The organism is Ruegeria sp. AO1 (assembly GCF_056535985.1).
This window is the reverse complement of the sequence record NZ_JBQFJC010000001.1, coordinates 2391045-2415756: the sequence shown is the minus strand read 5'-3', so window position 1 is coordinate 2415756 and position 24712 is coordinate 2391045. Positions and strand designations below refer to the sequence as shown.

Below are 24712 nucleotides of genomic sequence, written 5' to 3'. Positions count from 1 at the left end.
CATTGCGTTTTCGGAAAGTAAAGCGGCCCCTTGACGCAATATCTGTTATGCAGCGCCCCTTGCTCTTGGTGTCCCCCTCGCATATGAGGCTCGGGACTTTAAATCCAAGGCGCGGAGACACTTGCCCCCATGCCCGTACTCGTGATGAAATTCGGTGGCACATCGGTTGCCAATCTTGACCGCATCCGCCGCGCGGCGAAACGTATCGGCGTTGAGGTGGCAAAGGGCTATGACGTCATCGTCATCGTTTCGGCCATGTCCGGCAAAACCAACGAATTGGTGGGGTGGGTGAACGAGACCTCGCCACTGTTCGACGCCCGCGAATACGATGCTGTGGTGTCATCGGGCGAAAACGTCACCGCAGGTCTGATGGCGCTGACGTTGCAGGAGATGGAAATTCCGGCGCGCAGCTGGCAGGGCTGGCAAGTGCCTCTACTGACCAATGGTGCACATTCCTCGGCCCGGATCGAGGAAATTCCGACGGACAACCTGAACCAAAAGTTCGGCGAAGGCATGAGAGTGGCCGTGGTTGCCGGTTTCCAGGGCATCAGCCCCGAAGGCCGGATCACGACGCTGGGCCGTGGCGGTTCGGACACGACTGCTGTGGCCTTTGCTGCCGCGTTCGAGGCCGAGCGCTGTGATATCTACACTGATGTCGATGGCGTCTACACGACCGACCCGCGTATCTGCGAAAAGGCACGCAAGCTGGATCGGATTTCGTTCGAGGAAATGCTCGAACTGGCGTCGCTAGGCGCGAAAGTGCTGCAAACCCGCTCGGTCGAGCTGGCGATGCGCTATAAGGTGAAACTGCGCGTTCTTTCAAGTTTCGAAGAACAATCCGACGAGGCCGGTACGCTGGTCTGCGACGAGGAGGATATCATGGAATCCAATGTTGTGGCCGGTGTGGCCTATTCCCGTGACGAAGCCAAGATGACCGTCGTTTCCGTGGCCGACCGCCCCGGCATCGCCTCGATCATCTTCACCGCGCTCAGCGATGAGGGCGTGAATGTGGATATGATCGTCCAGAACATCTCGGATGAGGGGCGCACGGATATGACCTTCTCGTGCCCAACCGATCAGGTTGCGCGCGCCGAAAAAGCGCTGCTGGCGATCAAGGATGCGGGTGAGCTGAACTATGCCGAGCTGGTGGCCGACGAAGACGTCTGCAAGGTTTCGGTTGTGGGCATCGGCATGCGCTCGCAATCGGGTGTTGCGGCCAAGATGTTCAAGGTTCTCTCGGATGAGGGGATCAACATCAAGGTCATTACAACCTCCGAGATCAAAATTTCCGTCCTTGTCGACAGGAAATACATGGAACTTGCTGTTCAGGCACTGCATGATGCCTTTGAACTGGACAAGGCGGCCTAAGCTCATCGGCCAAAGGTTTCGCCTGACGCACTAATTGGGTTGGGCCATGGCGGACGGTACGGAAACAGAATCCCGCAAGCTGCTGGTTCGGCTGCGCGAGGAAATGGCGAGCGAGGCGGCCGGTCAGGAGCGTCTCGACCGCATCACGCAGCTGATTGCGGACAGCATTCGCTGCGAGGTCTGCTCGATCTATCTGTTCCGTGACGAAGAAACCCTTGAGCTTTGCGCGACTGAAGGTCTCTCGCCCGAGGCGGTTCACCAGACCCGGATGCGTCTGGGCGAAGGTCTTGTGGGCCGCGTGGCCAAATCTGGCAAGGTCGTGAATACGGCGGATGCGCCCGCAGCCAAAGGGTTCCGGTTCATGCCGGAAACGGGCGAAGAGCGTTTTTCCTCATTCCTCGGCGTGCCGGTACAGCGGCTCGGTCAGAAACTGGGCGTTCTGGTGGTGCAGTCCCGTGACGCGCGTGAATTCTCCGCCGATGAGATCTATGCGCTGGAAGTGGTGGCGATGGTTCTGGCTGAGATGGCCGAACTGGGTGCCTTTGTCGGTGAAGGCGCGGCCCTGTCTCCCTTGCACCAGCAATCTGTGCAATTGACCGGCGGTCCGGCGCAGGAAGGGTCTGCCGAAGGGCATGTCTGGCTGCACGAGCCGCGCGTTGTCGTGACCAACCCGATTGCCGAAGACCCGCACCGCGAAAGCGAGCGGTTGAATGAGGCGGTCGAGGAGCTGCGTGTCGGCGTCGACAAGATGCTCGAAATCTCACAGAACGGTGACAAAGAGCAACTAAAAGTTCTGGAAGCTTACCGTATGTTCGCCAATTCCAAGGGCTGGATGCGGAGGATGGAGGAAGACATCGCCCTCGGTCTCAGCGCCGAGGCCGCGGTGGAGAAAGAGCAGTCGCAAGCACGCGCCCGTATGGGGCAGGTGACCGATCCCTATTTGCGGGAACGGCTAGCGGATCTGGATGACCTCAGCAATCGCTTGCTGCGTATCCTGACGGGTCAGGGCAAGACCGACAGTGCCGATCTACCACCTGATCCGATCCTCATCGCCCGCAACATCGGCCCCGGAGACCTTTTGGAATATGGCCGGTCCCTGAAGGGGATCGTGCTCGAGGAGGGCTCGGTCGGCAGCCACGCCACGATTGTTGCCCGCGCATTGGCGATCCCTTTGGTCGTGCATGTCGGGCGGATCACGACCGAGGCTCTGAATGGCGACCACATTCTGGTCGATGGGGATAACGGCGTTGTCCATCTGCGTCCCGAAGACTCGGTGGTCAGCGCGTTTCGCGACAAGATCGCGATGCAGGCCAAGGCGCAGGAACGCTATGCCTCGATCCGGGAGACGCCAACGGTTACGCAGGATGGCGCGCGGATCAACATGGCGATGAACGCAGGCCTGATGGCCGATCTGCCCTCGCTCGGGAACTCGGGCGCGGAAGGGGTTGGTTTGTTCCGGACCGAGCTGCAATTCCTGATCCGTAACCAGATGCCGAAACGGTCTGAGCTGGTGACCCAATACCAGCGGGTTCTGGACGCGGCCGGAGAAAAACGCGTTGTGTTCCGGACCCTCGATATCGGGTCGGACAAGGTTCTGCCCTACATGAAGCACGTGGCCGAACCGAACCCTGCGCTGGGCTGGCGTGCGATCCGTGTTGGTCTGGACAAGCGCGGCGTAATGCGGATGCAGCTGCAGGCCCTGTTGCGCGCCGCCAATGGCCGCCCACTGACCATCATGTTCCCCTTCGTTGCGCAGGCCGAGGAGTTCCGCGAGGCCCGATGGGAGGTCAACAAAACCATCGAGCGTGAAAAGCGTCTTGGCCATATCCTGCCGGAAACGCTCGAAGTGGGGGCGATGCTGGAAACGCCGTCGCTGGCGTTCTCACCGCAAAAGTTCTTTGACGAGGTGGATTTCATCTCGATCGGTGGCAACGACCTGAAACAGTTCTTCTTTGCCGCCGACCGTGAAAACGAGCTGGTGCGCCGCCGATATGACACGTTGAACGTCAGTTTCCTCAGCTTCATTGAGCGGATCGTGGAACGCTGCAGTATCTCGGATACACCGCTGAGTTTCTGTGGCGAAGATGCCGGTCGCCCGGTTGAGGCGCTGTGTCTTGCGGCGATGGGTATCCGCACCTTGTCCATGCGTCCGGCTTCGATCGGACCGGTCAAAAGCCTTTTGCTGAGATCGAACCTGCAGGAAGTCCGCAAGATCATCGCGGATGCGCGTCATCGTGGTGAGCAATCCGTGCGCCCGGCGGTAATGGAGTGGTTGCGGTCGCAATCGTGACCCATCAGTCGGCCTATTGGGGATTCCGGGCTTGATTTTTATTTCAAGGTTCCGTATCCAACCGTGGAAATGTTAGCGATAACATTCAGGGCCGCACCAGCGACCCCCATCGCGACTGAGGTTCTGCTTCTTGAGGCAGGAAGCATAAAAGGAAGCTGATCATGGTTTCACGCGTCATCCCGGTAGACCCGTTCGACCTCGTGCTGTTTGGCGCGACGGGCGATCTGGCACAGCGCAAGATCTTGCCGGGGCTGTATCACCGGTTTGAAATGGGTCAGATGCCGGAAGGCGCGCGGATCATCGGGACCGCCCGATCCGACATGGAAAGTGACGGGTTTCGTGACCAGTTGCGCGCGTCGATGGACAAGTTCGCGCCGAGCTACGACAAGGACACTCTGGATCGCTTCCTGACCCACGTTGACTATGTGCCGGTGGATGCGCTGGGCGATGCGGGCTGGTCCGATCTGGCCAAAGCCTTGCGCTCGGATGTGGTGCGGGCTTTCTATCTATCTGTCGGGCCCAGCTTGTTCTCGGGGATTGCGCAGCGTCTGAATGATCACGGGCTTGCCACACCCGAAAGCCGGATCGTGGTAGAAAAACCCTTCGGCCACGATCTGGCCTCGGCCAAGGCGCTAAACGAGGGGCTACGCGCCTGTTTCGAAGAGCATCAAATCTACCGGATCGACCATTATCTGGGCAAGGAAACCGTGCAGAACCTGATGGCGCTGCGCTTTGCCAATTCCCTTTTCGAGCCGCTGTGGAACGCGACCCATGTCGATCACGTGCAAATCACCGTGGCCGAGACTGTCGGTGTCGAGGGGCGCGGTGCTTACTACGACCAATCCGGCGCGATGCGGGATATGATCCAGAACCATCTGGTGCAGCTTCTCTGTCTGACCGCGATGGAGCCGCCCTCGAAATTCGCGCCTAACGCGGTGCGCGATGAAAAGGTTAAGGTGATCGAAGCGCTCGAACCTGTCGAGCCGAAGGATATCGCGCGTGGTCAGTATCGCACAGATAAGGGCGGCGACGGTTATCTCGATCATGTCGGCGATCCCGCCAGCCGCACCGAAAGTTTCATAGCTTTGAAGGCGCATATCGGTAACTGGCGCTGGGCGGGTGTGCCCTTCTACCTGCGCACCGGCAAACGCCTAAGGGCGCGCGAGTCCGAAATTGCGGTGTTCTTCCGCGACCCGCCGCATACGATTTTTCCCAATGTGGGGCCTCTGCACGGCAATGTGCTGGTGATCCGTCTGCAGCCGGACGAGGGCATCACTCTGCGCACTACGATCAAGGAACCGGGGCAGGGCGGGTTCCGTCTGTCCGACGTCGCGCTCGATATGAGCTTTGCCGATGCGCTGGGCGATGCCGCGCAATCGCCCGACGCCTATGAACGCCTCATCATGGATGTGATCCGCGGCGACCAAACCCTGTTCATGCGCGGCGATGAAGCCGAGGCCGCCTGGGCCTGGGTTGATCCCATCATTCGTGGCTGGGAAGAGCGTGGCGACAAGCCCGCAAAATACGATCAGGGCAGTTCAGGGCCCGAAGAAGCATTGATGCTGATGCATCGCGATGGACGCCGCTGGCGTCAGATCGGAGGGTAATCATGGTCAATACAGTTATTTCGGACGTCACTAAACGCATCATTGAACGCAGCGCCGACCTGCGCGGCCCGCATCTTGAGCGGATGGAACAGGCCAAATCCAAAGGCCCCGCCCGTGCGCATCTGTCCTGTAGCGGTCAGGCGCATGCCTATGCCGGTGCGGGCGAGGATCAGAACTCGATGGCAACCGGGACGGCTGGAAACCTTGGTATCGTCACCGCCTATAACGATATGCTCTCGGCCCACCAACCGTTCGAGCGGTATCCCGAGTTGATCCGCCAAGCGATCCGCGCGGCAGGCGGCACAGCGCAGGTCGCAGGCGGGGTTCCCGCCATGTGCGACGGCGTAACCCAAGGTGAGGCGGGGATGGAATTGTCTCTGTTTTCGCGCGATGTCATTGCACTGGCGACGGGCGTGGCTCTCAGCCACAACACCTATGACGCGGCGGTGTTTCTGGGGGTCTGCGACAAGATCGTGCCCGGCCTGGTCATCGGCGCGCAGGCCTTTGGCCATCTGCCGGCTGTCTTCCTGCCGGCTGGTCCGATGACCAGCGGTTTGCCCAACGATGAAAAAGCCAAGGTCCGCCAGCAATTCGCTGCCGGAGAAGTAGGTCGCGACGCCTTGATGAAGGCTGAAATGGCCGCCTATCACGGCCCCGGTACCTGTACCTTCTACGGCACCGCGAACACCAACCAAATGCTGATGGAGTTCATGGGCCTGCACCTGCCGGGCTCCAGCTTCGTCAATCCCAACACGCCTCTGCGCGATGCGTTGACCGAGGAAGGCGCGCGCCGCGCCCTGTCTCTCAGCGCGTTGGGCAATCACTACACGCCGGTTTGTCAGATCCTTGATGAACGCGCCTTCGTCAATGGTATCGTTGGCCTGATGGCCACAGGCGGCTCGACCAACCTGCTGATCCACCTGATCGCCATGGCGCGCGCGGGTGGTATCGTTCTGGATTGGGAGGATTTTTCCGACATCTCCGCCGTGGTTCCTCTGGTCGCGCGGGTCTATCCAAACGGCCTGGCCGATGTGAACCACTTCCACGCCGCCGGGGGCTTGGGCTTTACCATCAGCACACTATTGGACGACGGGCTGTTACACCCCGACACGCTAACTGTCGCGGGGCAGGGGCTTCACAACTATACCAAGGAACCCAAGCTGAAAGAAGGCGAGTTGGTCTGGGAAGATGGTGCGGGTCACAGCCTGAATGAAAAGATCGTACGTCCGGCCAAGGACCCGTTCCAGCCCACCGGTGGCCTCTCGCGCCTGACCGGAAATCTGGGCACGGGCGTCATGAAGGTCTCGGCCGTGGCCCCCGAACACCAAGTGGTCGAAGCGCCCGTCCGTGTGTTTCACGACCAGAACGATGTCAAAGCCGCCTTCAAGGCCGGAGAATTCACCGATGATGTCATCGTCGTTGTTCGGTTCCAGGGTCCGAAGGCTAACGGTATGCCCGAACTGCATTCGCTGACGCCAATACTATCGATCCTTCAGGGCAGAGGCCAAAAAGTCGCTCTGGTCACCGATGGCCGCATGTCTGGTGCGTCGGGCAAGGTTCCCGCCGCCATCCATGTCTGCCCCGAGGCGCTGGACGGTGGTGCCATCGGCTATCTGCAAGACGGTGATCTGCTGCGCGTCGATGCCGTAAAGGGTGAGCTGGAAATCCTCACCCCTGGCGTCCTCGACCGCAGCCCAGCGACTGCTGATCTGTCTGCCAACCAGCACGGCGTTGGTCGCGACCTCTTCGGCTCGTTCCGCCAGAATGTCGGGTCCGCCGACACAGGTGCCAGTATTTTCGGAGTTTAACCCATGTCCAAAACCCAACGCACCCGCGAGATCTGCGCGCTGGCCCCAATCGTTCCGGTACTGGTCGTGGATGACGCCGCCCACGCCCGCCCCTTGGCCGAGGCGCTGGTCGCAGGTGGTCTTCCTGCGCTCGAAGTCACCCTGCGCACCCCTGCCGCGCTGGACGTGATCCGCGCCATGGCCGCTGTGCCCGGAGGCGTCGTGGGCGCAGGCACGCTGGTCACCCCCGAAGACGTCCGCGCCGCCAAGGAAGCTGGCGCGCAGTTTGGCGTCTCACCCGGCGCAACCGATACCCTGATCGCCGCCTGTGAAGCTGAAGGCCTGCCCCTTCTACCTGGCGCGGCTACCGCGAGTGAGGCCATGGCCCTGCTAGAAAAGGGCTATGACATGCTGAAATTTTTCCCTGCCGAGGCCTCGGGCGGTGCGCCGGCCCTCAAAGCGATAGGGGCACCTCTGCCGCAGATCACCTTCTGCCCCACAGGCGGAGTATCGCCCTCAAATGCCCGCGACTACCTTTCGCTGTCCAACGTGGTCTGCGCCGGTGGAAGCTGGGTCGCGCCAAAGCAGATGGTTCAAGAGGGCGACTGGTCCGGGATCGAAGCGCTTGCGCGTGAGGCGACCCACCTGACGGATTGACGCCGCAAGGCGAAACGCTAGGGTAGGCCACAAGTTAAGCAGGTTACCCTCATGACAAACCAAACCTCCCTCGTGCATGGGCGCGAGTATCTGGCCATTCCGGGCCCTTCGGTTATGCCCGACGCGGTGTTGCAGGCCATGCATCGCCCTTCGCCCAATATCTACGATGGCGCGTTGATCGAGATGATGCCCGCGCTGACGCAGGACCTGAAGCGCGTGGCCGGAACCCAGCACAACGTCGCCATCTATATCGCCAACGGCCACGGCACGTGGGAGGCCGCGCTTTCGAATGTGATCGCCCCCGGAGAAACCGTTCTGGCCCCAGCCTCGGGTCGTTTTACCCATGGCTGGGCCGAGATGGCTGAGGGGATCGGCGCAAAGATCGACCTGATAGACTTCGGCTTGTCTTCACCCTGGGATCTCGACCGTATCGCCGAGGCTCTGAACGCCGACAATGAGCACAAAATCAAAGCTGTGCTTGCCGTCCACGTGGATACCTCCACCTCGATCCGAAATGACATTCCAGCCCTGCGCGCCCTGCTGGATGACTTGAACCACCCAGCGTTGCTAATGGCCGACTGTATCGCCTCAATGGGTTGCGACCGGTTCGAGATGGACGCTTGGGGAGTCGATGTCACCGTGACAGCCTGCCAGAAGGGCCTGATGACCCCGGCGGGCACCGGCTTTGTCTTCTTCAACGACAAATCGCAGGCGAAACGCGCTGCAATGCCCCGTGTTTCGCAATATTGGGACTGGCAACCGCGCGCCAACCCCGAGCTGTTCTATCAGTATTTCAACGGCACCGCGCCCACCCATCACCTCTACGGCCTGCGAGCTGCGCTGGACTTGATCCATGGCGAGGGTCTTGAAAACGTCTGGGCCCGGCACGAACGCCTCGCCAAGGCTATCTGGGCCGCCTGTGATGTCTGGGCGCAAGGCGGAGCGCTTCATTTCAACGTCACCGACCCGACCCATCGCAGCCACGCGGTCACCGCCCTACGCCTGACCGAGGGGCGCGGCACACCGCTGCGCAACTACACCGAAAACCAGCTTGGCCTGACGCTCGGCATCGGCTTGGGGATGGAGGACTGGGACGGTTGCTTCCGTCTGGGCCATATGGGGCACGTCAACGCGCAGATGATCATGGCGATGCTGGGTGGCATGGAAACCGCCATGGCGGCACTTGATATCCCCCGCGGCCAAGGCGCGCTGGAAGCAGCCGCCGCGACATTGGCCATATAGCGCCAATCCGCCCCTTCATCTGGCCGAAAATATCCTCGGGGGGAATCGCGCCTTGGCGCGATGGGGGGCAGACAGCCCCCCTATACCGCGCGAGCTTGCGCCAAGGCCAAAGGCAGGGCCGCTTCAAAAGCCGCCATCTCTGCCTCTGCACCACAACTCACCCGGATGCAGCGGTTCTGCGGCGCCGCAAATGGCATCCGCACAAACACACCCTGTTCGACCAGCGAGTCCAGAACAGCCTTCGCAAACACCCCGTCACGCCCGCAGTCAATCGCAACGAAATTCGTGGCCGAAGGCAACGGGATCAAACCGTTGGCCTGCGCAATGCGTCCGATACGATCCCGAGCTTCAGTGATCCGGGCCTGCACCTCTGACAGCCAGTCGCCATCCTCAAGTGCCGCCAGCGCGCCGGCTTGCGCAGCCCGGTTCATGCCGAAATGGTTGCGTACCTTGTTGAACGCCGCAATCAATTCGGGGGCACCGATGGCATAGCCCACCCGCGCGCCTGCCATCCCGTACACCTTGGAGAACGTCCGCATCCGGATCACACGGGGATCATCGGCGACAACAGGCGCAGCAGTGCCGTCAGGCGCACATTCGACATAGGCCTCGTCCAGAACCAGCAGGCATCCTGAGGGCAGAGCCTCCATCGCGACCACGATATCGGCGCCCGAACGCCAGCTTCCCATCGGATTGTCGGGGTTTGCCAGATAGACCAGCTTGGCATCCACCTCTGCGGCCTTGGCAAACAAAGCGGCAGGGTCTTCGTGATCGTCGCGATAGGGAACCTTGTGCAAAACGCCTCCAAAGCCCGCCACATGGTAGTTGAATGTGGGATAGGCCCCGTCTGAAGTCACCACCGCATCGCCCGGCCCGATCAATAGTCGCACCAAGTAGCCCAACAGCCCGTCAATGCCTTCGCCCACCACGATATTTTCGGGGGTAACTCTGTGATGCGCAGCCAACGCATGGCGCAGATCGTGATTCTCGGGATCACCATACATCCAGATCTCACTGGCGGCCCGTTGCATCGCTTCAATTGCTCGAGGCGAGGGGCCAAACACGCTTTCATTCGCACCAAGCCGTGCCTTGAAGGGGGCACCGCGTTGGCGCTCCTGCGTTTCCGGCCCCACAAACGGGACGGTTGCGGGCAGGGATTGGGCGAGCGATGTGTAGCGAGGTTTGGTCATAGGCGCAGATAAGCCCACCGTGCGGGTTGCTGCAAGCCCGAGCCTCGACATGCCTCAACGTCGCGGTGGAACTGCACTCGCATTCGGGGCAGTCTTACTAAGACTGCAAAACAAGGAGGTCCGGAATGGCGCGCGTATCTGTCGAGTACAAGGATCACATCGCTCATGTCACGCTGACGCGCGGCGACAAGATGAATGCTCTGGACGAGGCGATGATCAAGGCGCTGCTGGCCGCTGGGCAAGAGGTTGCGGCCTCAGACGCCCGCGCCGTGGTCCTCTCGGGTGAGGGCAAAAGCTTCTGCGCCGGTCTCGACATGGCGAGTTTCGCGAAAATGGCCCATATGGACCCGACCGAATGGCTGATGACCCGCAGCCATGAAGACGCCAACGAGATGCAGGAACTGGCCCTGATCTGGCGGCGCATCCCCGTTCCTGTCATCTGCGCTATCCAAGGAGCGGCTTATGGGGGCGGCCTGCAGATCGCTCTGGGCGCGGATATCCGCATCGCCCACCCCGAGGCGAAGCTAGCGGTGATGGAGATGAAATGGGGTATCATTCCCGATATGGGGGGCATGGTTCTGCTTCCGAAATTGGTCCGCTCGGATGTTTTGAGGCTGCTGACCTATACCGCGCGTCCCATTGGGGCTGCACAGGCGGCCGAGTGGGGCCTGGTCACCAAGCTGTCCGATGATCCACAGACCGAAGCACTTGCATTGGCTGAAAACATCGCCTCGCAAAGCCCCTCAGCCATCCGCGCCGCTAAGCGCCTCATAGACTTTGCCGAAACCAATCCGCGCGCCGATGTGTTGCTGGCCGAGTCCTCGGAACAGGTGGATCTGATTGGAAAGCCTGACCAGATGGAGGTTGTGATGGCACAGATGCAGGGCCGAAAGCCCGAGTTCAAGTGATCACCGCATGAAGGCACGCCGCGCGTCTCGGGCCATGTTGTAGCGCATTTCGAGATCGGCGATCTTAGACATCGTGGCTTTGCGGGCCTCGGGATCGGTCAGTCCGGCATATTCCTTGCGGGCCTCGTCCAACTGTTTTTTGATGCCGAACTCCTCGGGCAGTACCCCGGCTTGCGCCATGATCCGATGACCGGCCGAAATGGCGGGATCGCTTTGCGCTTCGCCAGAGCGATCAGGCAGAGGCGCACCTTCGCCCTCAAGACCCTGCAATTGACCTTCAGCCTGGGCCTTCTTGATCTGGCGTTCAACCAGTTTTCCAAGTGATCCGAACATGGGCGCAGGATAACTTTTTCAGGCGTGGGGAGAAAGGGATCATCGCAGTTTGGTGGTCAAGATGTAGGCGACGCCCCCAGCCATCAAGCCCCAGACCGCAGCGCCCAGACCGAACACCGTGATCCCAGAGGCGGTGATGGCGAAGGTCAGGATCGCGGCTTCGCGTTCAGCGGGTAATTCCAGTGCTGCGAAGGTGGCGTTGGCCATAACGCCAATCAGGGCCACGCCAGTCAGCGTACCCATCAGAAGCGGGTCGGCATGGGCGGCAAAGCCGGTGATCGCCACGGCGAAGATACCGAAGACGCAGTAGAAAACGCCCGCCATGACTGCCGACCAATAGCGCAAACTACGGTCCGGGTGGCTGTCTTCGTTCGAACACATCGCGGCAGTGATGGCCGCCAGACAGGTGGCGGGAGCTCCAAATGGGGCCGACAACATACTTGCCCCGCCGACGGAGGAGAACAGCTTGCCAGGTGCGGGTGTGTAGCCAAAGCTGCGCATCACGGCGATGCCGGGGATGTTTTGGGTTGCCATTGTGACGACGAACAGCGGCAGGCCGATGCCGATAGCTGACGCAAGTGAGAATGAGGGCATCGTCCAGACAGGCGCGGCCAGATAAGCCTCGGGCCGGACGGATGCACCATCGGCGCTGAACACAACCACCAGCGCTGCTGCGACGACGGCTGCCGGAACAGCAAACAGCCGGTTAAGACGTCCAGCGATGAACCATGTCAGGATCACGGGCAGGGCCTGCCAGGGTAGCTCAACAGCTGCTTTGAACGGCACAATGCACAGTGGCAACAGCACTCCGCCGAGCATTGCCTGTGCCAGAGTGGTCGGGATCGCAGCGGCCAGACGTCCCAGGGGTTTCCAAAGCCCGGCCAAAATCGTCAAGGCTCCGGCGCAGAGGAAGGCTCCAATTGCGCCTGAGAAGCCTGCGACTGGGGTGGCTGAAACCGCCAGCAACGCCGCTCCGGGGGTAGACCAGGCCACGCTGATTGGTTGCCGGTAACGCAGGCTGAGAACAATCGCCGCCAGCCCCATTGCAATTGCAGCACTCATCAGGCCTGAGGCTGCTTGGGCAGCTGTTGCGCCCATTGCAGCCAGCCCTTGCAGCACGATGGGAAACGAACTGAAGAACCCGACAATGGCGACTACCAGTCCGGTTGAGACGGTCTGCATCGGAGGGAAAGGTCGTGCCATAGGGGCCTCGGAGGGTTGTTGCTCCGAAGTGCTAACAAGCGCAGGCTGGCGCGAACAAGGGGAAAGCTCTGAAGGTAAAGAAAAAACCTCACCACCGGCTCGGGTGGTGAGGTTTAGATATCCCTATTTGGAACGAAAAGGAGATCAGGCGAGTTCGGCCAGACGAGCGAGAGCTTCGTTCAGCTTGGCCTCTTCTTCTTCGCGCGCAGTGAGGTTTGCTTTGGCTTCCTCAACCACCTCCTCCGGGGCCGAGGCCACGAATTTGGGGTTGTTCAGGCGTCCGCGCAGACCGCCGAGTTCCTTGGCCAGTTTGCCCTTGGCTTTCTCCAACCGTTCCTTTTCGGCGCCGATGTCGATGATATCGGCCAGCGGCAGGCCGAAGCTCGCGCCCGGAGCGGCAATCGAGATCGTGCCTTTTGGCAGCTCGTCGGCCTTGGTCAGACTATCGATCCGCGCCAGGCGCTTGATCAAGGCTTCGTTGCGGTCCCATGCGGCTTGGCCGTGATTGTCGATCTCGGTCACCAGCATCGGCACGTAGAGACCAGCAGGAACTCGCATCTGCGCGCGGGCCGAGCGGGTGTTTTCGATCACCGAGATCACCCAGTTCATTTCGCGATCCGCGTCGGCGTCGATCAAGTCGGCAGCGGCGTAGGTCGGCCAGTTGGCGTGGACAACCATCTTGGGCCGCGTGCCGGTCAGCGCCCAAAGCTCTTCGGTGATGAAGGGCATGATCGGGTGCAGCAGGACCATGCACTGATCCAAAACCCAGCGCATGGTGGCGCGGGTCTCGGCCTGGGCCTCGGTGTCGCCTTGCAGCAGCGGTTTTGACAGCTCCACATACCAATCGCAGACTTTGCCCCAGACAAAGGCATAAAGCCCATTCGCAGCATCGTTGAAACGATAGCTTTCTAGCGCAGCGTCGACCTCTTCCCGCACGCGGGCGGTTTCGCCGATGATCCAGCGGTTCACGGCCGCCTTGGGCTTCAGTTCGGCCACGTCCAGTTGCGGGACGGCGTCTGTGAAGACCTCGTTCATCTCAGCAAAGCGGACGGCGTTCCACAGCTTGGTGCCAAAGTTCCGGTAGCCGGTGATGCGTTCGCGGGAAAGTTTCAGCACGCCGCCAATCGCCGCCATCGAGGCGTTGGTAAAGCGCAGCGCGTCGGCGCCGAATTCGTCCACGATCTCCAGCGGGTCAATGACGTTGCCGGTGGTCTTGGACATCTTCTTGCCCTTCTCGTCACGGACGAGCTGGTGCAGGTAGACGGTGTGGAACGGGATCTGATCGACGACGGCCAGTTGCATCATCATCATCCGGGCGACCCAGAAGAACAGGATGTCGAAACCGGTAACCAGAACGTCCGTCGGGAAGTAGCGCTCCAGTTCTTCGGTCTGTTCAGGCCAGCCTAGCGTACCGATGGGCCAGAGGCCGGAGGAGAACCAAGTGTCGAGCACGTCCGGATCGCGCCAAACCGGGTAGACCAGCTTGGTCGGGTCTTGATCGACCGCGTATTGAGCAAGGCTTTCAGCGAACTGATGGATCGCTTCCTGCTTGTCGGCGACTTCGACAACCGTCGCATGGCTCAGCGGGCTGGGGATGTTTGCGTTGTCATCGAGGAATTTCTCGGTGACAGCTTCAAGGCTCGCAGCACATTCCATGACATTGCCACGGTGCAACATGCCGCCTTCGTTCAGCAAACGGCCCAATTCGACCAGATCAAGGTCGCCGTCGTTTTCGTCGTCCTTGAAGTTCTCAGCCGAGAGATCGAGGCCATACCAAACCGGAATCTGATGCCCCCACCACAGCTGGCGCGAAATGCACCAGGGCTCGATGTTTTCCAGCCAGTGGTAATAGGTTTTCTCGCCCGACTCGGGGATGATCTTGACTGTACCGTCCTTGACCGCATCCAGCGCGGGGCCGACGACTTTGGCCGCGTCGACAAACCACTGGTCAGTAAACATCGGCTCGATGACGACTTTAGAGCGGTCGCCAAACGGTTGCATGATCGGTTTGTTCTCGACCAGCGGGACCAGTTTGTCCGCGCCTTCATGATCGGGCTTCAGAGCGGTTGAACCCAGACGCGGATCATCCGCGCGGGTCATTACGGCTAGACCGTCGGCTGTGATCTCTTCAACCACCTTCGCGCGCGCTTCGAACCGGTCGAGGCCGCGCAGGTGGTCGGGGATCAGGTTGATCGCGTCGATTTCGTTCTCGGTGAACTCACGTCCGCGCGCGTATTCCTGCGCCTTGTCCGCTTCTTCCGCGTAAGGCGCACCATCGGCCCGCATCGCGCCTTTGGTGTCCATCAGGCGGTACATCGGGATGCCGCCGCGCTTGGCGACCATATTGTCGTTGAAGTCATGCGCGCCAGTGATCTTCACCGCGCCCGAGCCGAAATCGGGGTCCGGATACTCATCGGTGATGATCGGGATCTGACGGCGATGTTCTTTCGGACCAACCGGGATTTCGCAGAGCTTGCCGACGATGGGCGCATAGCGCTCATCCGAGGGATGAACTGCAACCGCGCCGTCGCCCAGCATGGTCTCGGGTCGGGTCGTGGCGATTGAGATATAGTCGCGCTCTTCCTCGAGCACGATATTCCCGTCCTCGTCTTTCTCGACATAGGTGTAGGTCTCGCCCCCGGCCAGCGGGTATTTGAAGTGCCACATGTGGCCCGCGACTTCGATATTCTCGACTTCGAGGTCCGAGATCGCGGTTTCAAAATGCGGGTCCCAGTTGACTAAGCGCTTGCCGCGATAGATCAGGCCCTTTTCGTACATGTCGACGAAAACCTTGATCACGGCATCGTGGAAATTGGCCGAGTTCTCATGGCCAGTGCGCGGATCGCCTGCCGCACCCGCCATAGTAAACGCGTTGCGCGACCAGTCGCAGGAGGAGCCGAGGCGCTTCAGTTGCTCGATGATCGTGCCACCGTATTCGCCTTTCCACTCCCAAACTTTCTCAAGGAATTTCTCGCGACCCAGTTCGCGCCGACCCGGCTGCTGCGTGGCGGCAAGCATCTTTTCAACCTGCATCTGCGTGGCGATGCCCGCGTGGTCCTGGCCGGGTTGCCAGAGAGTGTCGAAGCCACGCATCCGGTGCCAACGGATAAGGATGTCCTGCAGCGTGTTGTTGAACGCGTGGCCCACGTGCAAAGCACCTGTCACGTTGGGCGGCGGGATCATGATGGTAAAGCTCTCGTCACGCGATTTGTTCGCGCCTGCCTTGAAGGCTCCGGCCTGTTCCCAGGCCTCGTAGATGCGGGCCTCGGCCTCGGCCGCGTTGAATGTCTTTTCCATCGCCATGGGGTGCGTCCTGCGTCATCAATCTTGGGTTAGTGCGTGCAATAGCGAATGGATGGCAAAAGGGGAAGGCTTTGCGCTCAAATCCACAAGGCATTCGGCCCGCCGGGATAGTGAACCACGCCACAGACGGCCGCTGGGTTGTTCAGCTACACTTGTAATGGGCAGTCACGAGACGGTGCGACCCGGTAAGTTGCGGCTTCACTGCTCATTTCGTGATCTGTCGTCAGACGGTTTCGGGAATTTTGCAATGCGTTTGAGCTTTCGAAATATATTCAGACATATGGTGGCTGTAACGATGAGGTCACGCATGCTGAACGCGTTAGTCATGATGATGCCCAAGTGCCCGCTTAGGCTTGCGACTATACTTCAAGGTCTCACGGTTTCGTTGGATCTCTTGTCCGGCATGCGGATGATACCCATCCTTGAGTGTATCTCGCCTCTACCGACACGCGGGCAAGTGATGGGCTGGCGGTTGAGCGGTGGCGGGATATGGGCGCATAGGCGTCAGTTGCCGATGCACCTTGAAGGCCAGGGCGGCGCGATGTTGAGACGCACCCTCGCAGAGTACAGGAGTGGCTGAGATATGATTCTGTCACGGTTAAGCAGAAAGCTACTTGGATGGCTCGGGCGGCCCTTACGCTCAGAGCATTCCGCCGAGGCGCTGCACCGTGAGCCGATCAGCCATGTTGTCATTCTGGACGGAACAATGTCGACGCTGGAACCCGGCTTTGAGACCCATGCCGGGCAGACGTTTCGCCTGTGTCAGGAAATGGGGCCTCAGGTTTCCGTGTTTTATGAGGCGGGCGTCCAGTGGGAAAGCTGGAAGTCTTCACTGGACGTGATGATGGGGCGGGGGATCAATCGGCAGATCCGTCGGGCCTATGGCTATCTGGCCTCGCGTTACAAACCCGGAGACCGGATTTACTTCATAGGGTATTCGCGTGGGGCCTACGGTGTTCGTAGCCTTGCGGGCGTGATCGACATGATCGGCCTGCTGAAGGCGGAACACGCGACCGAGCGGAACATCAAACAGGCCTACCGCCACTATGAATGCAACCCGAGTGGCACGGCGGCCCGCGATTTCCGCCGCAAATTTTGCCATGAGGGTGTGGCGATTGAGATGGTCGGGGTGTGGGACACGGTCAAAGCGCTGGGTCTGCGCCTGCCGCTGCTTTGGCGTTGGGCCGAGGAAAAGCACGCGTTCCACAATCATCAACTGGGCCGGGCGATCCGCCACGGATATCACGCGATGGCCCTGAACGAGACCCGCGAGGTCTATGAGCCTGTCTTGTGGAAATGCACGCCCGAGTTCAAAGGTCATGTCGAACAGGTTTGGTTTCGGGGCACCCATGGCGATGTGGGTGGTCAGTTGAACGGCTATGAAGAAGCACGCGCCCTCAGCAACATCTCTCTCATCTGGATGCTGGACAAGGCCGAGCGGCATGGGCTGCCGCTGCCGGAGGGATGGCGCGCGCGTTTTCCGACCAATGTTCAGGGGGCTTCGGTTGGGACGTGGCGCGGGTGGGGCAAGATTTTTCTTCTGCGCAAAAGACGGATAGTGGGCAAGGACCAGTCCGAACACCTCCACGCCTCGGTCGCGCCGGAGGATGTGCCTGGGTGGCAACCTGAACCAGACCTACCATCCCATCCGGCGCAGTAAAATGCCGATCATGTGCCCGCGGCTCCAAGATCACCGCCATCTCAATGTCAGGTTCGAGCCCAATGCAGCAACCGAAATTTAATGAAAGCCCTACCCTAAATCCGCCGATTTCTTGAAGCCTTGCCAGACGCATTCAAAATCTGCAATCTTATTATGAGTCGGCTTCAAACTATTGAAAATTCCCGGTGGTCCTAATCGGAGGCAATTGCAATGGCTTTTTCCGCCCAAAACAGAAACTGTATTTTGGCGTTAATATCTTAGTTTTTTTTGGCCTCGGCGAATACTTTAGGCGCGCAAAGTAATGATCCAACCGAGTGGTCTAGGACGGAACCGTTTCCTAACCAAACTGTTTATTATCCAGGAACCGAGGCTCTGGGTCCTGACGAAATGCGAGTTGTCGCCTGTGGCACCGGTATGCCTCAGCCGCGTCTGAAACAAGCTGCGGCATGTTTCTTAGTTGAATTGGGAAATGGCGAAAAGTTTATCTTCGATATGGGAGAGGGATCCTATGAAAGGATCATGGCGCTTGGGATTCCACTGGATCAGCTGGATAAAGTCTTCTTGGGTCACCTGCACCTAGATCATGCTGGCGATTTTCCAGCCTTTTACTTCACCGGTCCCGTAAACAACCGTCTAACGCCTGTTCGCCTTTGGGGGCCCGAAGGCATCAAGCCTGAGTGGGGAACAAAGTCTTGGGCAGATCACATGAAGAAAATGTGGGCATGGGAAGAAGCGACTCGTGGGGCGGCGGTCGACCCCAGAGGGCTGCAACTTGAGGTTAACGAATTCGATTGGAAAATCGTAAATAACGTCATTTTTGACGAAAACGGCGTTCAGGTCAGAACCCTGCCAGCCATACATGGTGAACAATCAGTTAGTTTTCTACTTGAATGGAACGGTCTGAAGTTTGCTTTTTCATCCGACACGCTACCTACGCGATGGTGGAGAGAGCATGCGGTAGGTGCGGACCTTGCAATTCATGAATGCTTTACCCCTCCAGATTTCATGATCGAGAAATATGGTTTTGCCCCTTCCGAAGCAATTTTTGTTGGTTCTCAAGGGCACACTTCCGCGCAAGCATTCGGCAAGATTATGTCCGAAACGGAACCAAGATTGGCGGTTTGCTACCACTTCCAAAATGATCATGACATTGCGCTGGCCGTCTATTCAGCAATCCGAGAAACATATGATGGGCCATTGGACTTGGCGGCTGATTTCATGACCTGGAATGTAACCAAAGATAGTATTCGTACTCGTCAAGGAGTGCCCAATGAAGAGTCTTTCCCGGCACCAGTACAAATGCCCAAGCAACCGCCTGACTCAGCTGCAGAGTTCCCGTTCTCCGAATTTGATCTCGAGAGCATGGATATCGGAGCAGCTGAAGCTACAAACGAAATGATCAGGGCATTCAACGAACGCACAGGAAATGACGAAGTCGGAGCTTATACAAGCATTCCCTTCCAAGAGTGAAAAAGGCGTCGGAGCACCCCATAGAATTGGAAGTTCTGAGGTCGGCTTTGTCCGCACATCCGACGCCCCAATCTAAAACACCTTTGCAGAAAGTTGCGAGGGTGTTTTTGAAAGCGCCTGATACGCATAGGGTTGTTTTGACTTCGCAACACTTCCGAAACGAGGCTCGGAGAAACTCCGCACCCTTTCCACATCCTAGAATAGAATTATGGTTCTGGCGTTCCAAATCACCGACGGCGGTCGCGGCGCGAGCTCATGGGTTGGAATGCCACGCCGACATGCGCCTCGCAGTAGGGCTTGCCCGCTTCAACCGGCAGGCCGCAGAACCAGAAATCCTCGGTCGCGGGGTCGCCGACGGGCCATTTGCAGGTCTTTTCGGTCAGCTCCATCAGCGTCAGCTTTTTGGCTTTCTTCTCAACCTCGTTGACCTTGGCCAACGCCTCGGGGCTGATCTCATTCGCCGAAGGTTGCGGCGGCAGAGGTTGACCCGCCGGGATAATCTGACGACGGGCGGGAACCGCGGGCTTCGTCTCCGCTGCCGGGGCAGGGGCCGGACGCGCGGGTTCGGTCTTGGGGGCGGGCTTTGGTTTCGCCTCGGCCTTGGGCGCGGGTGCCGGTTTTTCTTTTGGCTCAGCCTTGGGGGGCGTTGCTCCGGTTGCGCGGTTGGACAGGCCCAGACGGTGGACCTTGCCGATCACCGCGTTGCGGGTCACGCCGCCCAGTTCCTTGGCGATCTGGCTGGCCGACTGGCCCTCGCCCCACATTTTCTTCAGCAGTTCTACGCGCTCGTCAGTCCAGGACATCGGTTGCCTTTCAAAAGCGGAAAGCGGCCCCGGATTCGGGCCGCCTTGGGAATTCATTTCAGCGCCCTATTCTAATCACTGCGGGCCGAGTTACAAGCGGTCTTCGAATCAGCTAAGAGGCTCTCATGCAGAATCTTATGGATCAGGACGCGCGCCGGTTTGGCGCGGTCAATTGGATGGGCCTCTACACGCTGGCCAAACGCGAAACCCTGCGCTTTATGGCGGTGTGGACCCAGACCTTACTGGCCCCGCTGGTGACGGCTGGATTGTTCCTGTTGATCTTCACCATAGCCATCGGCCCAAGCCGGCCTGACGTGATGGGTGTTCCGTTCCTGATCTTTTTGGCGCCTGGTATCATGATGATGACGGTGATCCAGAATGCTTTCGCCAATACCTCGTCTTCGATGGTGATCTCGAAAGTGCAGGGGAACATCGTGGATACCCTGATGCCGCCGCTGTCCCCTCTGGAGATCTTACTGGGCTATCTTGCAGGCGGCATCGCGCGCGGCGTTCTGATCGCCTGTGTCGTGGCCCTCGCGTTTCTGGTGTTTCTATCGATTGCGCCGCAGAACCTGTTCATCACCCTGATATTCGTCATCTTGGGCGGTGCTTTCATGGGCGCCTTGGGCCTATTCGCCGGTATTTTTGCCAATAAATTCGACCAGATGGCCGCGATCACCAACTTCATCGTCACGCCTTTGGCCTTCCTGTCGGGGACCTTCTACTCGGTCGAGGCGCTGCCACCTGTGCTGAACAAGCTCAGCCACTTGAACCCGGTTTTCTATCTGATCGATGGTCTGCGCTATGGGATGATCGGAGTGTCCGACAGCTCACCTTGGCTTGGGATGGCAGTGTGCACCGGGGCGACGCTGTTCGTTGGTGCCGTGACCTGGCAGATGTTGCGCACAGGCTACCGGCTCAAGGCCTGACGGTGAATGGTTTCGCGCCAGACCAGAATCAGCGCGCCTGTCAGAATGATGGATGAGCCGATGATGCTGATCCGATCCGGGATCACGTTAAAGATCACAAAGTCGTAGAACGCCGCGAAGATCAATGTGGCATAGCTGATGGGCGCAACGAACGAGGCATCGGCGCGGGCCATTCCGTTGACGAAACAGGCCTGCGCGCAGGCCATCAACCCCCCGATTCCGGCCAAAGCTGCCCATTGTGCAGGGGTCGGCGCCTGCCATACTGCAATCACCGCGACCGAGGCGATGGATAGACCCAATCCGTTGTTCACCAACAGAATCTGGATCGGCATCTCGCGACCTGAGAGTTTTTTGATGAAAATCAGCTCCATCCCGATCACCGCGGCCGCCGTCAGGGCCAATAAGGCGGCTGGTTGGAAACTGGCAGGCGTCGGGCGCAAGAGAATCAGTGCCCCGGTCAAAGCCACCGCTGCGGCCAGCCAACGCCAAGGGCCGACACCTTCTTTTAGCAGCGGGATGGCCAGAACCATCGCAAAAACCGGGTTCAGGAAGGAAATCGCCGTGGCGTCCGCGATCGGGATATAAGCGACGGATGCAAACATCAGCGTGATCCCCAGCCATCCGAAACTGGTGCGGCCGATATGCAGCCCCCAATGAGGGCGCCTCAGCGCCGGGCGCAGAACAACTGTGGCGGTCACGATCACCACAAAGGCAAACAGAAACCGCCCGTGGCTGATCTGCATCGGATGCAGCGCAGGGCCAAGCGTGTCTGTCCCCAACGCTTTGGCCAGCAATGTTGTACCTGCCAGCAGGGCGCTGGCGGCAAAGATCAAAAGGGCCGCAAGGGGCGGATTCTGAGGTGTAGGCGTCATGGCCAAGCGGTGCGCCACCCGAATTGAAATAGCAAGCGTGAAATGGCGGCTTCTCATCTCATTATGAAAATTCAGGGCTTTCCAATTATTGGTCTTCCCAGACAGATCGAACCTCGCTATACGAGCCGCCATGATCAAAACCGCACATATCCTGCGCCTCCGACGCCGACGCCTGACCGCGTAACCGGCCCGTTTGATCTATTTGCGCTGTCCAAATCCGCGCATTCTCCACCAAATCAGTTGACGACCATGGCCCCGGTGTATCACTCACAGGGCTTAAGCTATCTTAAAAGGATGATCCGATGATCCCGTCCGTTCTGCCGACCTATAACCGTGCGCCCCTGACTTTCGTGAAGGGCGAAGGCGCCTGGCTGACCGAGGCGGATGGCCGACGTTTTCTGGACCTCGGAGCGGGCATCGCGGTGAACGCGCTGGGCCACGCGCATCCAGCGCTTGTGAACGCGCTGACCGAGCAGGCGCATGCGCTGTGGCATGTCTCGAACCTTTACCACATTCCGCAGCAGCAGGCGCTGGCCGACAAGCTGGTGGAGCATACCTTCGCCGACACGGTGTTTTTCACCAACTCGGGCACCGAGTCCTGCGAACTGGCTGTGAAAATGGCCCGCAAGTATTTTTATGACAAAGGTCAACCCGAGAAGGTCGAGATCATCACCTTCGATGGCTCATTCCACGGCCGCTCCTCGGCTGGTATCGCTGCCGCCGGGTCGGAGAAGATGACCAAAGGCTTCGGCCCCTTGCTGCCGGGCTTCGTGCATCTCACGTTCGGAGATCTCGATGGCGTCACAAACGCGATTTCCGAAAAAACAGCGGCAATCATGATCGAGCCGGTTCAAGGCGAAGGCGGCATCCGCCCCGTTCACGACGCCGAACTCAAAGCCCTGCGTCAGATCTGTGACGAAAACGGCCTTCTGCTGATCCTCGATGAAGTCCAGTGTGGCGTGGGCCGGACCGGTAAGCTCTTTGCCCACGAATGGGCGGGTATCACGCCCGATATCATGATGGTCGCCAAAGGCATCGGCGGAGGCTTCCCTCTGGGCGCGGTGCTGGCCACGGAAGAGGCCGCCAGCGGCATGACCGCAGGCACCCATGGCTCGACCTACGGGGGGAACCCGCTAGGCTGCGCGGTGGGCTGCGCCGTGATCGACCAGGTCGCCACGCCTGCCTTTCTCGAAGGTGTCAACCGTAAGGCTGGCTTGCTGCGCCAGAAACTCGAAGGCCTAGTCGCCGATCACCCTGAGGTTTTCGAAGAGGTGCGCGGCGCCGGCCTAATGCTGGGCCTGAAGTGCAAAGCAACCAATATCGACGTCGTCAATGCGGGCTATGACAACGAGGTCATCACGGTTCCCGCAGCTGACAACGTCATTCGCCTGCTGCCGCCACTGACCCTGACCGAGGACGATATTGCCCAGGCGATGATCCGCCTCGACAAGGCCGCAGCGCAAATCGAAGCCAACCTGGCCACCGCCTGATCCTTCTTCTGTTCACAAATACCTCGGGGGTGTGGGGGCTGGCCCCCACGCACTACAGCCAAAAGCGAAACGATATGAACCATTTCCTTGATATCCACAAAACCGGCGCAGCCGACCTGCGCAACATGATTGATCAAGCGGGTGCGATGAAAAAGGCCCGCCTTGGACGGCCAAAAGCCGCGCTGGATGATGAACAGCCGCTCAAAGACCATATGGTCGCGCTGATCTTCGAAAAACCCTCGACCCGGACGCGCGTGTCCTTTGATGTCGGCGTACGTCAGATGGGCGGTCAGACCATGGTCCTGTCCGGCAAGGACATGCAACTTGGCCATGGCGAAACCATCGCCGACACGGCCCGTGTCCTGTCACGCTATGTGGACATGATCATGATCCGCACCTTTGACGAGACCGTCTTGACCGAGATGGCCGAATACTCGGACGTGCCCGTGATTAACGGCCTGACCGACCGCACCCATCCCTGTCAGATCATGGCCGATATCCTGACCTACGAAGAACACCGTGGCCCTATTGCGGGTAAAAAAGTGGTCTGGACCGGCGACGGCAACAACGTTTGCGCCTCGTTCCTTCACGCGGCAGGGCAGTTCGGCTTTGACCTGACGTTCACCGGCCCGGCACAGTTTGACCCCGAGGAAGAGTTCATGGGTTTTGCCCGTCAGAAGGGCTCGCAAATCGTCGTTGAACGTGATCCTTACAAGGCCGTTGAGGGCGCAGATCTGGTGGTTGCCGACACCTGGGTCTCGATGCATGACAGCCAATCCGCGAAAGAGCGTCGCCACAACATGCTGCGCCCGTATCAGGTCAATACCGAGTTGATGTCCCATGCCAAGCCGGACGCGCTGTTCATGCATTGCCTGCCCGCCCACCGCGAGGAAGAGGCGACCTCCGAGGTGATGGACGGCCCGAACTCGGTCATCTTTGATGAGGCCGAGAACCGCCTTCACGCCCAGAAAGCAGTGATGCGGTGGTGTCTGGGCGTCTAAGCCCGCTTCCTCACGTCCCAAACACGCAGCTTGGCGAGCGCCCGCCCGCTCGCCAATAGCACCAAAACGCAGAGGGCAGTCTTGGTCATGATCTCCATCGTGCCCTCGATCAGCATAGCGTGCACAACGCTTCCGATGATCGTCACAGAAGCCAGCGTCGTATGCGTTAGCCGCCAGACGCGAAACCGCAAGGCCAAGCGCTGTCGGTAAATACCGAGAAACGCCGCAAAAAAAGCCGCCCACATCGCGATCACTCCCCAAGCGGAAAATGGGGTCGCTGAGACGAAGAGCAACGCATCCACCACATCCGGAGGGCTGGTAATCCAAAGGCCGCCAACATGGACAAAGATCGCCACGATCAACGCAATACCAACCCATCTGTGCGCGCGACGGCTGGTCATTGGGGCAAGTCCCGGCAAGATTCTGGCCGCCAATAGAGGTTGCAGCAATAGCAACCCCAGGCTCAGAACCCCGGCAAACCCTGCTAGGATGTAGATGGGGTCACGCCAAGCCAGATATGGGCTGGTCGCAGCCGCGATCAATGGAGCAAGCAACGCCGCCCCAATCCCCAGCCAAATCAGAGCGCTGCGGATCACGTG

Annotated in this window: 19 protein-coding genes; 12 read left to right on the top strand and 7 right to left on the bottom strand. The window is 59.6% G+C overall.

Going from position 1 to position 24712, the window contains the following annotated elements:
* The first annotated feature begins 129 nt into the window (after positions 1-129).
* From ACR3FB_RS11915 to ACR3FB_RS11890, 6 genes are all read left to right on the top strand, one after another.
* A complete protein-coding gene (locus ACR3FB_RS11915; protein WP_170377908.1) occupies positions 130-1368 on the top strand; it encodes an aspartate kinase in 1239 nt (412 codons plus the stop codon).
* A gap of 46 nt (positions 1369-1414) precedes the next feature.
* Positions 1415-3658, top strand: coding sequence for a phosphoenolpyruvate--protein phosphotransferase (gene ptsP, locus ACR3FB_RS11910; protein WP_480563598.1), 2244 nt, complete (start codon positions 1415-1417; stop codon positions 3656-3658).
* A gap of 161 nt (positions 3659-3819) precedes the next feature.
* Positions 3820-5265, top strand: a complete 1446-nt coding sequence (gene zwf, locus ACR3FB_RS11905) for a glucose-6-phosphate dehydrogenase (protein WP_480563601.1) — start codon at positions 3820-3822, stop codon at positions 5263-5265.
* A gap of 2 nt (positions 5266-5267) precedes the next feature.
* Entirely contained in the window at positions 5268-7073 is a 1806-nt protein-coding gene (edd, locus tag ACR3FB_RS11900) for a phosphogluconate dehydratase (protein WP_480563604.1), read from the top strand.
* A gap of 3 nt (positions 7074-7076) precedes the next feature.
* Entirely contained in the window at positions 7077-7709 is a 633-nt protein-coding gene (locus ACR3FB_RS11895; RefSeq protein ID WP_425083844.1) for a bifunctional 4-hydroxy-2-oxoglutarate aldolase/2-dehydro-3-deoxy-phosphogluconate aldolase, read from the top strand.
* 51 nt (positions 7710-7760) lie between these two features.
* Positions 7761-8951 (top strand): pyridoxal-phosphate-dependent aminotransferase family protein, encoded by a 1191-nt coding sequence (locus ACR3FB_RS11890; protein WP_480563607.1) that lies wholly within the window; start codon positions 7761-7763, stop codon positions 8949-8951.
* Between the two features lie 80 nt (positions 8952-9031).
* Here ACR3FB_RS11890 and ACR3FB_RS11885 read toward each other — a convergent pair whose 3' ends face one another.
* A complete protein-coding gene (locus ACR3FB_RS11885) occupies positions 9032-10141 on the bottom strand; it encodes a pyridoxal phosphate-dependent aminotransferase (protein ID WP_480563609.1) in 1110 nt (369 codons plus the stop codon).
* Between the two features lie 125 nt (positions 10142-10266).
* On the opposite strand from ACR3FB_RS11885, the gene ACR3FB_RS11880 reads away from it, so the two are divergent.
* Positions 10267-11049, top strand: a complete 783-nt coding sequence (locus ACR3FB_RS11880) for a crotonase/enoyl-CoA hydratase family protein (protein WP_170377914.1) — start codon at positions 10267-10269, stop codon at positions 11047-11049.
* Here ACR3FB_RS11880 and ACR3FB_RS11875 read toward each other — a convergent pair whose 3' ends face one another.
* The 3 genes from ACR3FB_RS11875 to ACR3FB_RS11865 all read right to left on the bottom strand — a co-directional run bounded on the left by ACR3FB_RS11875 (position 11050) and on the right by ACR3FB_RS11865 (position 15888).
* Entirely contained in the window at positions 11050-11382 is a 333-nt protein-coding gene (locus tag ACR3FB_RS11875; protein WP_480563611.1) for a DnaJ family domain-containing protein, read from the bottom strand. It abuts the gene before it with no gap.
* A gap of 39 nt (positions 11383-11421) precedes the next feature.
* Positions 11422-12585 carry a benzoate/H(+) symporter BenE family transporter gene (locus ACR3FB_RS11870; RefSeq protein ID WP_480563613.1) on the bottom strand — a complete coding sequence of 388 codons (1164 nt, stop codon included), beginning with the start codon at positions 12583-12585 and terminating at the stop codon, positions 11422-11424.
* Between the two features lie 144 nt (positions 12586-12729).
* Complete coding sequence (locus ACR3FB_RS11865) at positions 12730-15888, bottom strand: valine--tRNA ligase (RefSeq protein WP_480563615.1); 3159 nt, start codon at positions 15886-15888, stop codon at positions 12730-12732.
* Between the two features lie 583 nt (positions 15889-16471).
* Here ACR3FB_RS11865 and ACR3FB_RS11860 point away from each other — a divergent pair.
* Positions 16472-17548, top strand: coding sequence for a DUF2235 domain-containing protein (locus tag ACR3FB_RS11860; protein ID WP_480563617.1), 1077 nt, complete (start codon positions 16472-16474; stop codon positions 17546-17548).
* 267 nt (positions 17549-17815) lie between these two features.
* Entirely contained in the window at positions 17816-19018 is a 1203-nt protein-coding gene (gene gntH / locus ACR3FB_RS11855) for a guanitoxin biosynthesis MBL fold metallo-hydrolase GntH (protein ID WP_480563619.1), read from the top strand.
* Between the two features lie 227 nt (positions 19019-19245).
* Here gntH and ACR3FB_RS11850 read toward each other — a convergent pair whose 3' ends face one another.
* The gene (locus tag ACR3FB_RS11850) at positions 19246-19821 is read right to left on the bottom strand and encodes a GcrA family cell cycle regulator (RefSeq protein WP_425083836.1); all 576 of its coding nucleotides are present in this window, start codon (positions 19819-19821) and stop codon (positions 19246-19248) included.
* Between the two features lie 125 nt (positions 19822-19946).
* On the opposite strand from ACR3FB_RS11850, the gene ACR3FB_RS11845 reads away from it, so the two are divergent.
* Complete coding sequence (locus tag ACR3FB_RS11845; RefSeq protein ID WP_170554600.1) at positions 19947-20750, top strand: ABC transporter permease; 804 nt, start codon at positions 19947-19949, stop codon at positions 20748-20750.
* Here ACR3FB_RS11845 and ACR3FB_RS11840 read toward each other — a convergent pair.
* Positions 20732-21622 carry a DMT family transporter gene (locus ACR3FB_RS11840; protein WP_480563621.1) on the bottom strand — a complete coding sequence of 297 codons (891 nt, stop codon included), beginning with the start codon at positions 21620-21622 and terminating at the stop codon, positions 20732-20734. The genes ACR3FB_RS11845 and ACR3FB_RS11840 overlap by 19 nt on opposite strands.
* A 302-nt stretch (positions 21623-21924) precedes the next feature.
* Between ACR3FB_RS11840 and ACR3FB_RS11835 the strand changes: the two genes are divergently transcribed.
* The gene (locus ACR3FB_RS11835; RefSeq protein ID WP_480563623.1) at positions 21925-23112 is read left to right on the top strand and encodes an acetylornithine transaminase; all 1188 of its coding nucleotides are present in this window, start codon (positions 21925-21927) and stop codon (positions 23110-23112) included.
* 74 nt (positions 23113-23186) lie between these two features.
* The gene (argF, locus tag ACR3FB_RS11830; protein ID WP_480563625.1) at positions 23187-24113 is read left to right on the top strand and encodes an ornithine carbamoyltransferase; all 927 of its coding nucleotides are present in this window, start codon (positions 23187-23189) and stop codon (positions 24111-24113) included.
* On the opposite strand, the gene ACR3FB_RS11825 is transcribed toward argF, so the two are convergent.
* Positions 24110-24706: a ferric reductase-like transmembrane domain-containing protein gene (locus tag ACR3FB_RS11825; protein WP_480564973.1), complete on the bottom strand. Its 597-nt coding sequence runs from the start codon at positions 24704-24706 to the stop codon at positions 24110-24112. The two genes, argF and ACR3FB_RS11825, sit on opposite strands and share 4 nt — an antisense overlap.
* Between the last annotated feature and the right edge of the window lie 6 nt (positions 24707-24712).